13 protein-coding genes are annotated in these 12,759 nt (G+C 69.3%); 6 read left to right on the top strand and 7 right to left on the bottom strand.

Annotated features, from left to right (window positions below; translation table 11 throughout):
- Positions 1 to 151 precede the first annotated feature (151 nt).
- From Vse01_RS27625 to Vse01_RS27595, 7 genes are all read right to left on the bottom strand, one after another.
- Positions 152 to 1,123 carry a PaaX family transcriptional regulator gene (locus Vse01_RS27625; RefSeq protein WP_093411421.1) on the bottom strand — a complete coding sequence of 324 codons (972 nt, stop codon included), beginning with the start codon at positions 1,121 to 1,123 and terminating at the stop codon, positions 152 to 154.
- A 65-nt stretch (positions 1,124 to 1,188) separates the two neighbouring features.
- Positions 1,189 to 1,968, bottom strand: a complete 780-nt coding sequence (locus Vse01_RS27620; RefSeq protein WP_093411377.1) for an SDR family oxidoreductase — start codon at positions 1,966 to 1,968, stop codon at positions 1,189 to 1,191.
- Positions 1,969 to 2,082: 114 nt separating this feature from the next.
- Positions 2,083 to 3,870: a glycoside hydrolase family 15 protein gene (locus Vse01_RS27615; protein ID WP_093411379.1), complete on the bottom strand. Its 1,788-nt coding sequence runs from the start codon at positions 3,868 to 3,870 to the stop codon at positions 2,083 to 2,085.
- 439 nt (positions 3,871 to 4,309) lie between these two features.
- On the bottom strand, positions 4,310 to 4,861 hold the full coding sequence (locus tag Vse01_RS27610) for a hypothetical protein (RefSeq protein ID WP_093411424.1): 552 nt from the start codon (positions 4,859 to 4,861) through the stop codon (positions 4,310 to 4,312).
- A gap of 121 nt (positions 4,862 to 4,982) precedes the next feature.
- Positions 4,983 to 5,879 (bottom strand): hypothetical protein, encoded by an 897-nt coding sequence (locus Vse01_RS27605; RefSeq protein WP_093411381.1) that lies wholly within the window; start codon positions 5,877 to 5,879, stop codon positions 4,983 to 4,985.
- Between the two features lie 177 nt (positions 5,880 to 6,056).
- Entirely contained in the window at positions 6,057 to 6,767 is a 711-nt protein-coding gene (locus Vse01_RS27600) for an alpha/beta fold hydrolase (RefSeq protein ID WP_093411383.1), read from the bottom strand.
- 162 nt (positions 6,768 to 6,929) lie between these two features.
- Positions 6,930 to 7,709, bottom strand: a complete 780-nt coding sequence (locus Vse01_RS27595) for a spermidine synthase (protein ID WP_093411386.1) — start codon at positions 7,707 to 7,709, stop codon at positions 6,930 to 6,932.
- A gap of 188 nt (positions 7,710 to 7,897) precedes the next feature.
- On the opposite strand from Vse01_RS27595, the gene Vse01_RS27590 reads away from it, so the two are divergent.
- The 6 genes from Vse01_RS27590 to Vse01_RS27565 all read left to right on the top strand — a co-directional run.
- Positions 7,898 to 9,103, top strand: coding sequence for a cytochrome P450 (locus tag Vse01_RS27590; protein ID WP_093411388.1), 1,206 nt, complete (start codon positions 7,898 to 7,900; stop codon positions 9,101 to 9,103).
- Entirely contained in the window at positions 9,100 to 9,321 is a 222-nt protein-coding gene (locus Vse01_RS27585; protein WP_093411391.1) for a ferredoxin, read from the top strand. Before Vse01_RS27590 ends, Vse01_RS27585 begins: the two co-directional genes overlap by 4 nt.
- A gap of 72 nt (positions 9,322 to 9,393) precedes the next feature.
- Positions 9,394 to 9,954, top strand: coding sequence for a TetR/AcrR family transcriptional regulator (locus Vse01_RS27580; protein WP_198413273.1), 561 nt, complete (start codon positions 9,394 to 9,396; stop codon positions 9,952 to 9,954).
- Between the two features lie 134 nt (positions 9,955 to 10,088).
- The gene (locus Vse01_RS27575; protein WP_093411397.1) at positions 10,089 to 11,123 is read left to right on the top strand and encodes an NAD-dependent epimerase/dehydratase family protein; all 1,035 of its coding nucleotides are present in this window, start codon (positions 10,089 to 10,091) and stop codon (positions 11,121 to 11,123) included.
- Positions 11,124 to 11,149: 26 nt separating this feature from the next.
- Positions 11,150 to 11,695: a peroxiredoxin-like family protein gene (locus Vse01_RS27570; protein ID WP_093411400.1), complete on the top strand. Its 546-nt coding sequence runs from the start codon at positions 11,150 to 11,152 to the stop codon at positions 11,693 to 11,695.
- Between the two features lie 459 nt (positions 11,696 to 12,154).
- A partial coding sequence (locus Vse01_RS27565; protein ID WP_239104311.1) for an endo-1,4-beta-xylanase occupies positions 12,155 to 12,759 on the top strand: 605 nt, incomplete at its 3' end.

Here is a 12,759-nt window from a genome sequence, read left to right as displayed (position 1 = left end):
ACCAGCGCTGGCCACGGGTCAGGTCGATGCGCGCGCGGACCGCCCGGCCGCGGTCCCCACAGGCAATCCGATGGGAGCTGTGTGCAGTTACTATCACTCCCGCAACGAAAAGTGTCAATGTTCGGCCTCGTCACCCGGACCCCGGTCGCCGTCAGCCCCGCAGGGGGTGAGCTGCCGTACTTCCACCGGTCGGCTCCGGCCGGATGGGGTCGCGCGAGGCCTGGAAGTGTGTGATCCACGAGGCGGCGTCCGGCCAGTACGGCGTCGCCACCTGGACCAGACGCGCCTGGGCGAGCGCCCCGAGCGCGGAATGGATGTCGAGAAACGTGTCTCTGGCCTGCTGGCGAGGCCAGGGCGTGGGCAGCAGATGGTTCGGCAGATCCGGATCGATGTCCGGGAACTTCCGCCAGGAATCCATGGCGGAGGTTCGGGCGACCAGCGCCCGGGCGGCGTCCACCTCACCGTTACGCGCGGCTGCTCGCAGCTCCGCGTACTGCTCGATGAAAGCCGTGTAGGCAGCGGCGAGTGCGGTCAGGTCGTACGCGGAGGCCGGGCCGTGGGGCCCGGACTCCTCGTCGAAGCGTACGTGCATGATCGACCACCGGGCGTCCCCGACGGAGTGCAGCAGTTCGTTGAGCGTCTCCCGCACCGGCCCGGCCTCGCGTCCGGGCCGGATCCACACGCTGTCGTACAGGCCCACGAACCGCAGTGCGCTCAACGACCTGCGCACTGCGTGGCGAGCCGCCTGGCCGGAGCTTGGAATCGAGAAGGAGACCATCACCCATTCACCGGTCCACCGTGGCGGCTGGGCACCGAAGTTCAGGAAGTGCTGCATCCGGGAGCGATGCTTGGCGATCGCCTGCGAGGTGAGGTGATAGACCGGTGGTCGTCCGTTGCCTCGCGTCGCGATGAGACCGCGCTTGACCAGCCGGGACAACGCCGCCCGGGCACTGGCCTCGCTCACCCCGAACTCACGCAGCATCGCGATGACCGCCGTCGACGGCAGATCGGCATCCGAGGAGTCGAGATACTCGCCGAGCAGGGTGGTCAGCAGATGTTGCGGACTGGAACCGATCTGAGCCCGGGGAATTCGGACCTCGTCGGCGGGCTCCTGGGCGTTCACCTCAACAGCCTGCATCACCCCCTGGCTCATCAGCTCGCCGGCCGTGGGTGAACCGGCCGTGACGGCTACGCGCCCTGCCCCTGGTTCTGCATCAGGCCGCCGTCCATGAAGTACGTCGAGCCGGTCACGTAGTCGGCGTCGTCGCTGGCCAGGAAGACGGCGAGCTTGGCGATCTCCTCCGGCTGCGCGGCCCGCTTCCACGGGATCGACTGCACCTGTTCCTCCAGGAACTTCGGGTCGTCGATGGCTTGCTGGTTGAACGGGGTGAGCACCATGCCCGGCCCGATGTTGTTGACGTTCATGTGCATCGGAGCGACCTCCAGGGCGATGCTCTTGGCCAGTTCGAGCATGCCGCCCTTGCTGGCGTCATAGTCCGAGCCGCCGGCCCGGGCCACCTCCTGGTGTACCGAGGTGATGTTGATTATTTTGCCGTGTCCGCCCTGGTCGCGGCGGTGCCGAATGAAGCGCCGACAGCAGAAGAACATCCCGTACAGGTTGGTCCGGATCGCCCGGTCCCAGGTCTCGGTGTCCAGGTCGGCAACCGGGATACCGGAGGCGTCCACGCCCGCATCGTTCATCAGGATGTCCAGCCGGTCGAACTCCGCAAGGGCCTCGTCGAACATCGCCTCAACCTGATGCTCGACGCTGATGTCGCCCTGGACCACGACGGCCCGCCGACCAGCCTTCTCGATCTCGGCCTTCGTGTGGTTCGCGCCCGCGTGATCGTGCAGGTAGTGCACCACGACGTCAGCACCCTCGCGGCCGAACTCGATCGCGGTGGCCTGTCCGATTCCCGAGTCCGAGCCGGTGATCAAAGCGGTCCTGCCCGCCAGCCGTCCGGTCATCAGAACTCCCTCCCTCACTGCCGGTCGCGGCTTACCCGCCTGCCCCGGCCCTAACCGAGCGGGATGGCAGCCGGCGCACGGTGTTCCGTGCCGCCGTCCGGCCGCGGTGCGTCCCTACCGTGCGATCCCGGTCTCCACCTGGTCGATGACCCAGGCGGCGTTGATCAAGCCGATGTGGGACAACGCCTGGGGGAAGTTCCCGATCTGGCTACCGTCGCTGTGGTCGATCTCCTCCGACAGCAGGCCGAGATCGTTTGCCCGGGCGGTCACGCTGTCGAAGATCTGCCGGGCCGCGTCGATCCGCCCGGCCAGCGCCAACGCCTCGACCAACCAGTACGAGCAGACGATGAAGGCACCCTCATCTCCTGCTCCCGTCCAGCGCTGCACAAGACCGTCCCGGGTCAGGTCGCGTTCGATGGCCCGCACCGTGGCGAGGACCCGCTCGTCGTCGCCGGGCAGGAACCCGAGGATCGGCATGCCGAGCACGCTGGCATCGAGATGGTCGGACCCGAACGCGCCGGTGAAGGCCCCGCTCGCCGCGTGCCAACCCTCGTCGAGGATTGCCGCGCGTACCTCCTCCCTGGCCTTGGACCACCGGGGGATCGCCGCCTCGGCGTTGAGATCCCGCGCCAGTTTGACGGCCCGGTCCAGGGCCACCCAGCACGCCAGCTTCGAGGTCAGGTAGTGCCGCTCGCCCTCGCGCCCTTCCCAGATGCCGGCATCCGGCTGCCGCCACGTGTCGGCGGCCCGGTCGGCCAGTGACCGAAGCAGGTCCACGGCAGCGGGCGACAGGTCCGCGATCTGGTCCCGCAGGACCCACGCGCATTCCAGCACCTCACCGAGAACGTCGAGCTGCTTCTGCTGCCAGGCGTCGTTGCCGATCCGCACCGGCCGGCTGCCGCGGTGGCCCGCCAGGTGTTCCAGGGTGTGCTCGGTCAGATCACGCTCGCCGGCAGCGCCGAACATGATCGGTACGTGGTCGTCCCCGCTGACCGACCCCATCGACGCGGCCATCCAGTCGAAGAACCTGCGCGCCTCGTCGGGGCAGGCGGCGACCCACAGCGCCTTGAGCGTGAAGCTGCCGTCGCGTAGCCAGGCGAACCGGTAGTCCCAGTTCGCCGTGCCGCCGACCTCCTCCGGCAGCGAGGTGGTGGCCGCGGCGACCACGGCACCGGTCGGCTGGTAGGTCAACGCCTGCAACACCAGGGCGCTACGCCGGACCTGCTCGCGGTAGGGGCCCTGGTAGCCCTGGTGGATGCGATCCCACGACTGCCAGGCCTCGATGGTGTCACGTAGGGCGGCACGGCCGTCCAGTGGCACGATCTGCTCGTCGGCGGCGCGGCGGTGGTGCAGCGCGAGCAGCGCGCTGTCCCCCTCGGCCAGCGTGAATCGTCCGGTCACCACTGGGCCGTCGATGTCCAGCTCACGATCGCCGGTCAGGACCAGGCGGTCGGCTCCCCCGGATATCTCGATCCCCGCCGGCACCTCGGCGATCGAGGGACTTGTCAGCCCGTACTCCGGCCGGGCCGCGACCTCGATCACGACCTCCACCGTGCCGGAGATCGTCTCGAGTTGCCGCAGCAGGACGTGGGGGGACGTGAAGCCGATCCCGTGACCTCGTTCACCGAAGCCGAGACCGAGGGCGTCCGTGAGACGCAGGACACCGTCCTGGGTGTGGAACTCCGTACGGAGCACCATCGTCCCGTCCAGGTACTGCCGGACAGTCGTGTACGGTCCGGCCGGCCGGATCGACCAGTGGCCACCGGTAGCGCCGAGCAGACGCGCGAAGACGCTAGGCGCATCGAATCTGGGCGGACACCACCAGTCCACCGACCCGTCCGAGGAGACCAGCGCGCTGCCCTGACAGTCGCCGAGCAGCGCGTAGTCGCTGATCACAGCCACACCCCGCGCGTACCCGCGGTGATGCCCGACATGCCATCGGCGGCGCTACTCCGGGCGCTCGCCCGCGCTTTCCGTGCGCCCCCGAGCCGCGGGCGAGCCTACTGCGAACGGGTGGCGGAGCCGCCGCATCGCTTCTTCGCTGCCATCGACACGAGCGCCCGAAACGTCGGACTCGTCGAGGGTGGGTACGGCGAGAAACAGCGCCGAACCGGGCTTGCCCTTCGATGCCATGCAGATCCTTCTTTGGAGAGCGGAGCGCAGGTGCTGCGCGAGATGAACCGCCGGGGACGTCGTGACCTCCGACGTTCGTTACCAGCCTGACAGGCGGCCTCCCGGTCGCGGACGACTGTCCGCCAACACCGACAGTACCCGCCTCCGGCGTCCGCGATACCCCCTGGCCGGTTCCGAACCGGACCCCGCGTATCTGCTGTTGGCTTGGTCAGCGGCGGTCGAGGGCCGACTGTAGGCGTTGGATGAGCGTCTTGCGGCCCTTGCCTGCGCATTCCTCGCGTAGCGCCGCCCTGAGCTGACCGGTGTCGAGGTCGCGAACGTGCCGGGTCGCCTCGGCGACCGGCAGGTCGGTGAGCGACACGGACGACGCGGCGCTTCGACGCGCGCGCTTGGCCGGGCCGGTGTTGGCGACGTACTGCTTGCCGGACTTCGACGCCTTCCGCTTCTTCACGTCGGTCTCGCGTCGCTGCTCCGCGGAGAGCTGGTTCCAAGCCTGGTCAGGCAGGTAACGGTCGGTTTCGCCGTCGTGTCGCGCTCGCGTGCCGCCCTGCCTGGTCCGCCACTTCTGGTCCCCCCATTGCTGCAGGGACTTCTGCCGCTCGTCCTTCGGGCCCTGATAGCCGCCGCCGCGCTTCTGGTACTCCTTGGTGAGCAGCTGCGACTTGCGCGCCGACCACTGCCCCGGTCGGCCGCCCCGGTCGGACGCCTTGATCTCTTCCTTGAGCTGTTCGCGCAGCTCGGGCTTCGTGTACCGCGCCATGTGCGCCGGGTACCCGCGACCGCGCCCCGTACGCACCGGCGTCAGGTTCATCGGCACCTGACCCCGGACGAGCCCGCCCGAGCGCAGCCGCGCATCGGACGGGCTCGCGGAGGATCACCGCTTACTGGCCGTAGGCCTTCTCGGTCCAGCCGAGCGAACCGATCGGACCGCCCTTGATGTCCGTGCCGTCGCTGTCGGTCTTGTTGGCGTCGAAGTGCACGGAGACCGACCCGTTGGCCTTGATCCCGAGCAGCGGCCGACCGTTGGGGTGCTCCGCACAGTAGCCCGTGCTGAGGCTGGTGAAGGGCGCCCAACCAACCGACCGCAGCACCTTCGAGGTGATCGTCTTCGGGGTGGCCCGGTTGACACGCCACTCCTTCAGTTGTCCGTTGGTCTTGGTGCCGATCAGGACATCCACCGCAGCGTTGCCCGTGCCCCCGCTGCGCTCGTAGACCAGGGTGTTTACGGTGTTCCAGCCGGTGCTGGCGAGCTTCACCGGCGCGGAGAGCGTGAACTCACCATCCACGTAGGTCTCGGTGTAGCGGTAGAGCGACGTGCCCGCCACCCGGTACAGGTACGGGGACGCCGTCGCCAGGATGCGGGTGTCGGCGAACCCGCTCTTGAGGCGGGTGGCACTCTTCGCCGTGACTCGCCACTCGCCGTCGACCAGCTCACCCTGGCGTCGCACCAGGTAGAGCCAGCCGTCGGTCGGGTGGACGGCGTACTCGGTGCTGCGGAAGATGGTGTCGTCACCGGCGGCGCCGAGCTGCTGATGCGCCGACGGCACCCAGCCGAGAACGTCGTCGGTGTAGGCCTTGGTGCTGGTCTCGCCGCCCGAGTAGCCGTAGCTGAGGCGCTGCCCGTCGGAGCGGTACGCCGCAGTGAAGGCACTGCAGTCCGCCGGGACGTCACTGAGCGCCGCCTTCGCCGGCCGGGCTGGCCCGACGACTCCGGCCACGGCGAGACCGGTCGCGAGAACGGTCAACGCCGTCGCGGCAGCCGCGATGGTTTTGGGCATGAGGGACAGATCCTCCAGATGGTGCGTCGCAGGCGGGCACTCGGATAGGAAATCCGGACCGCCGAACCTTACGGCGGCGCCCGCACAATCCCCGCACATCTGGCGCATACGGCATCGCGCAACGGCCCGTTGCTACTGTGACCTCCGCACAGGTTGAGGATCAAGCTAAGGGCGGGCTCACGACCCGCGGACCGCCTCGATTATCGTCTCGGCGATCTCGCTCGGCTGGGACACCGCCATCGCGTGCGAGCCGCCGACGATCTCCCGCTGGCCCCGTGGTTCGGCCCGCTCGGCCATGAATCGGTGCGCGGCGACCGGGATGTTCCGGTCGGCGTCCCCGAAGATGAACCAGCTGGGCAGCGATCGCCAGGCGGGGGCTCCGGAGAGCCCGTCGCCCAGGGCCTGTTCGGTGATCGGCCGCTGGGTCCGGGCCATGAGCGCGGCAAGGTCGGGCGGCACATCGGCGGCGAACTGCGCGTGGTAGGCATCCTGGCCGATCGCCACCTCGTTGCCGCCGGTCGACACCGGGTACTGCACCAGCGTGCCGGCGAGCGTGCTGCCCGGGAACTTGCCGGACAGCGACAAGGCCGACTCACCGGTTTCCGGCGCGAATGCGTTGACGTACACGAGGGCGCGCACCGATGCCTCGTCAGCGGCAGCCTGCGTGATCACCATCCCGCCGTACGAGTGGCCGACCAGAATGACCGGCCCGCCGATCCCCCGTATCACGTCTCGCACGTACGCGGCGTCGCCCGCGACGCCCCGCAGCGGATTGGCGGCCGCCACCACGTCGTAGCCAGCGCCGAGCCGCTCGATCACGCCGTTCCAACTCGCCGACTCGGCGAACGCGCCGTGCACGAGGACGACAGTGGGCTGAGAATCGGGCATGACGCTGCGCTCCCTCACTCCGTGACGATGTTCACCGCCGGCCTCGACGGTGCGCCTGAATACCCGCCAGACAGGGGTGAAACCGGCCGGCAGGGCTCAGCAGGGCGACCGGGCGTCAGCACAGGGCTGGTGCGATGTCGACGGCGGTACCGGGATCGCGGCTCAAGGCGCGGTATCGGAATACGGCCGGGCGCCGGCGATGAACGTGTCGAGGGCCGGCCCGTGCAGCACGCCGCCGGGCAGCTGATCGCGCAGCGCCCGTACCACCAGGCGGGCAACGGGCAGTCGGCGCGGGCGCGCCGCCGCGGCGAGCACCACGTTGCCGTACCGCCGGCCGCGCAACATCCGCCGGTCGGCGACCACGCAGACGTCGGCGAAGACCGACCGCAGGTTGGCCGCCTGCACCCGGGTGAAGGACAGCGGCGGCAGGTCGGTGACATTGAGCAGGTAGATGCCGTCCGGCCGCAGCACCCGAGCCACCTGGGCGGCGAAGGCCACGGTGGCCACGTGCGGCGGCATCCGGGCCGCCCGGTAGATGTCGGCGAGCACCAGGTCGTACGCCCCGGCGGGCGCGGCGGCAACCGCCTCCTGAGCATCTGCGACGTGGAGCTCGACGCCGACCGGACGCGGCGGCAGGGCGCGTGCCACCAACTCGACCACAGCGGGATCCCGCTCCACCACCAGTTGCGCCGAGCCGGGCCGAGTCGCGGCGACAAAGCGCGGCAGCGTCAGCGCACCGCCGCCGAGATGCAGCACGTCCAGTGGATCACCGGCCGGCGCGGCGAGGTCGATCACGGCGGCCATCCGGCGGACGTACTCGAAGTGCAGGTACGTGGGATCGACGACATCCACGTACGACTGCTCGACACCGCCGGCCAGCAGCGTGCGCCCGGTCGGCCGGGCCGGATCGACGGCCAGTTCAAGGCGCTCCTCGGCCTCCATGCACACGCAGGCTAGTGGGCACGCGGCAGGCCGGCGAGGCTGGGTGGACGACGCCGGTCGACTGGTCTTCCGAGTCGGCCCACTGGTACGGATCCCCATACTCCACTACCATCAGCCATCGATACGTCACGATGAGTCGATCATCCGGCTGGTTTGCGGGTGATTCGGTCTGCTTTGGGGGTTGACCAATGCCAGACGTCACCGGGGTCACCGCGCGGCCGTACCCGTTCAGCCCTCCCGACCGACTCAACCTCGACCCCCTCTACGCCGAGTTGCGGCGGGTCGAACCGCTCACCCGGGTGCGCCTGCCGTTCGGCGAGGCGGCCTGGCTCGCCACCCGGTACGCCGACGTGCGGATGGTCCTCGGTGACGCAAGATTCAGTCGGGCGGCCAGCGTCGGCCGGGACGAGCCGCGACTCACCCCGAGGCAGATCGAGGGCGGCATCCTGTCCATGGATCCGCCGGAGCACACCCGGCTACGGCGACTGGTCGCCAAGGCTTTCACCGCGCGTCGGGTCGAGCAGCTCCGGCCCCGGACCCGGCAGATCGCCGACGAACTGGTCGACGCCATGGTGACGGCCGGGCCACCGGCCGATCTGGTCGAGCACTTCGCCACTCCGCTGCCGATCCAGGTGATCTGCGAGCTGCTCGGGGTGCCGTTCGCCGACCGGCACCTGTTCCACGTCTGGTCGGAGGCGATCGTCTCGACCACCTCGCTGTCGCCCGAGCAGATTCACGATTACCTCGACAACCTGTACGGCTACATCGGCGAACTCGTCCAGCAACGGCGCCGGGAGCCCACCGACGACCTGATCTGCGCGATGGTGCGGGCGCGCGACGAGCACCAGGACCGGTTCACCGAGCAGGAGGTCGTGCAGCTTGCCGCTGGGCTGCTCGCCGCCGGCCACGAGACCACCGTCACCCAACTGCCCAACTTTGCGTACGTCCTACTCACCCACCCGGACCAGCTGGCTTGGCTGCGGGCCGAGCCGGCCCGGTTACCGACCGCGATCGAGGAGCTGATGCGGTACGTCCCGCTCGGGGTGGCGTCCGCGTTCGCGCGGTACGCCACCGAGGACGTCGAGGTCGGCGGGGTGCTGGTGCGGGCCGGGGAGCCGGTGATCGGCTCTCTCTCGTCGGCGAACCGGGACGAGACCGTGTTCGTCGACCCCGATCGACTCGATCTCGGCCGCGCGACAAACCCGCACATCGGATTCGGGCACGGTGTCCACCACTGCCTGGGCGCCCAGCTCGCCCGGATGGAGCTACAGGTCGGGATCGGCACCCTGGTGGCTCGGTTGCCCGAGCTGCGGATCGCCGTGCCCGAGTCGGAGTTGACCTGGAAAAGCGGGATGATCGTCCGAGGTCTGGCGCGGATGCCGGTGACCTGGTGAGCACCGGCTGGCGGATCGAGGTCGACACCGATCGCTGCATCGGTTCGGGCAGCTGCGTGGGCATGGCACCGGCCCACTTCCGGATGGAGTCGGGACTGGCCGCCCCGGTATCGGCCACCGTCGAGGAGAACGAGGCGGTGATCGACGCTGCGGAGTCATGCCCGGTCGAGGCGATCGCCGTACGCGACGACGACGGCACGGTGATCGCACCGTCCTGACCCGACAGACGCTTGACCCTCTCTCCCTTCGCTCAGTAAGTTAGCTAACTAACTGAGTTAAGGGAGAGGTTGGTGAATCGTCAACCCGACAAACGCAGCCGGCTGATCGACGCCGCCGTCCGGATCGTGCATGAGCAGGGATTCGCGCGCACCACGCTGGCGGACATCGCCGGCGCGGCCGAGGTGCCGCTGGGCAACGTCTACTACTACTTCAAGACCAAGGACGCCATCGGCGAAGCTCTCGTCGCCCAACACGCTGGGCACTACGCCACGCTGCGTAAGCAGTGGACCCAGAGCGGTGATGCGCGGTCACGACTGGTGGCGTTCGTGCAGATGACGGTCGACAACCGCGCGGCGCTGGCCCGCAGCGGCTGCCCGGTCGGCACCCTCTGCGCCGAGCTGAACAAGGTCGGCGGCCCCCTGGCCGAGCAGACCGGCGCCATCTTCACCGAGTTGCTGGGCTGGCTGGAGGAGCAGTTCCGCGTGCTCGGTCGGGACGCCGACGCGGCCGACCTGGCCCTGCACCTGCTTTCCGCGTTGCAGGGCGTGTCGCTGATCGCCCACAGCCTCGGCGACCCCGACTACGTCAACCGGGAGACCTCCAGGCTTACCGCCTGGATCGAAAACCTGTAATCCCCTCGGCTACCGCAAGGAGCAACCGTGACTGTTTCACAGCCCGACCCGACCGGTGTCCTGGCGTCGGTCAGGATGGACATCGCCCTGCCGATCCGGCCGAGGTCGGCCGGCAGCCCGACCGAGGCGACGGCATGAGCCAACAACCGCGTACCACGCGAGTCCTGGTCACCGGCGCCACCGGATTCCTCGGCCGCAACATCCTCGCCGCGCTGGCCGCGCGGCCCGATGTCACCCTCATCGCCGCCTGCCGCACGCCCGATCGGCTTCCCGCGGCCTTCTCCGGCGAGACGCGGGTCGGCGACCTGCGCGACCCCGAGTACCGCAGAGCGGTCGTCGACAACGTGGACGTCGTCTGCCACGCCGGCACCTGGGGTGCCTTCTGGGGCCACGCCGAGCTGGAGCGCCGCCAGTTCTTCGAGCCCAATCGGGACCTCATCGACCAGGCGATCGACCGGGGCGTCCGCCGCTTCGTCCAGACCAGCACGATCGCGATGGCCGCGCGCCCCGCCGACGGCGGCCCGATCGACGACTTCACCCCGACCCGCCGCACCGGTTTCTGGCCCCACCTCGACCGACTCATCGACCTCGACGACCACATGCGCCGCCGCAGCGATCGTGGCACGCAGATGGTCACCATGCGCCTCGGGCACTTCGTCGGCGCCGGCAACGCCCTCGGTATGGTGCCGGCTCTCGTACCCCGGCTTCGCACCCGCCTCGTGCCCTGGCTCGCCGGGGGACGGGCTCGGCTCGCACTCGTCGGCGGCAGCGACCTGGGGGAGGCGTTCGCGCTGGCTGCGACCGCCGACGGGCTCGACGACTATGAATCGTTCAACATCTGCGGCCCGACCTCGCCCACCGCCCGCGAAGTCATCCAGTTCATCGCCGACGAGACCGGCTCCCCGCGCCCCTGGTTCAGCGTCCCGTACGCCGCCGGCTACGCCTTCGCCTGGCTGATGGAGAAGTTGCACCCCGTCCTGCCCGGCTCCGAACCCTTCCTGACCCGCTCTCTCGTGCACGTCTCCGAGGACTGGGACTGCCCCTCCGACCACGCCGCTCGCACACTCGGCTACACCCCGCGCGAGGACTGGCGGAACGCCGTCCGCGCATCCCTCAGCGAAGCCGGGGCCGCCGGTTACCCCTGGCCCCGCCTCGCTCAACCCGCGTAAGCGACGAAGGAGACGACACCGTCGTCATGGGAAAAATCCACAACGGACAGCTCCTGGCCCGGCTCGACCTCACCACCATAACCGGGGAACCGGTCCAGATTCCCGACCCGGATCACCTGGTCCACCTGCAATTCCGCCGCTTCGCCGGCTGCCCCATCTGCAACCTGCACCTGCGATCCATCACCCGACGACATGACGAGATCGTCGCCGCTGGCATCCGCGAGGTCGTCGTCTTCCACTCCACCGTCGCCGCCATGCAGCCGTACCAGGGCGACCTGCCGTTCGCCACCGTCGCCGATCCAGACCGTCGCCTCTACGTCCGCTTCGGCGTCGACACCTCCCCGTGGGCGGTGCTGCACCCACGAACCTGGATCGCAGCCCTGCGTGGGGTAGCCACCGGCAAGGCCGCACCCCCTGGGCGCGGGGAAAGTGCCCTCGGCCTGCCCGCCGACTTCCTCATCGGCACCGATGGCCGCGTCCTCGCCCACAAGTACGGCCACCATGCCGATGATCAATGGAGCGTCGACGACCTGCTCCACCTCGCCCACCGCCGGTCGTACCCGACGTCCTAGGACCGAGTGGCGGCCGTCAGCCCTTCGAAGCGTCGTGGCTGGCGGCACCGCCTCGGCACCGATCAACGGCCGAAAAACTACCGGTCGACCACCGAAACTACCGGTTGAAAACCATGGATTTATCTGCCAGCCTGAGAGCCATCGATCGATGTGATCGCTAACATGCCGCCCAGCCCCTTGGAGGCACCGCACTAGCACACCAGGCCCCCACCACCTGCCAGGTCACCACATCCACCACCTCAGGCCCAACGTCCGCCATCACCCCGGCGGCCGACCTGGCCAACTCATCGCACCCACCACCTACTGGTCAGGCGACCAGAGCCGACTCGCCTCCGGGCGGTCGTCGGACGTGAGTCCCGGCTCCGGCCGGCGGTCTCAGCATCGTGGTTGCCCGCCGTCCGAGCGGAGCCTGCCACCACACAGCGACCGAGTTTCGTATCCCATCACTGGAGGATCAGCATGATCTCCCGGACCCGTCCCTCCGGGCGTCGACTTCGAACGCTCTCTGTCTCCGGAAGTGCCGCGATAGTTGCGGCCCTCGTCGTATCGTTGCTGCCCAGCCTCGCCCACGCCGCCGAGACCACCCTGGCTGCGGCTGCGGGGCAGTCCGGCCGGTACTTCGGTGCCGCGGTAGCGGCGAACAAGCTCAGCGACGGCGCGTACACGACGATCCTGAACCGCGAGTTCAACAGCGTCACGCCCGAGAACGAAATGAAGATCGACGCGACCGAGCCGCAGCAGAACAACTTCACGTTCGGCAACGCGGACCGGATCGTCAACCACGCCCTCTCCCGGGGCTGGAAGGTCCGGGGTCACACCCTGGCCTGGCACTCGCAGCAGCCTGGCTGGATGCAGCAGATGGAAGGCTCGGCGCTGCGGTCGGCCATGCTCAACCATGTCACCCGGGTCGCGTCCTACTACCGCGGCAAGATCGACTCTTGGGACGTGGTCAACGAGGCGTTCGAGGACGGCAACAGCGGCGCACGCCGTAACTCGAACCTGCAGCGCACCGGCAACGACTGGATCGAGGCCGCGTTCCGGGCCGCCCGGGCCGCCGACCCGGA

Origin of the sequence: Micromonospora sediminimaris, from assembly GCF_016863575.1 — a bacterium.
GTDB classification, from domain to species: domain Bacteria; phylum Actinomycetota; class Actinomycetes; order Mycobacteriales; family Micromonosporaceae; genus Micromonospora; species Micromonospora sediminimaris.
This window is presented reverse-complemented; position numbering and strand designations above follow the sequence as displayed.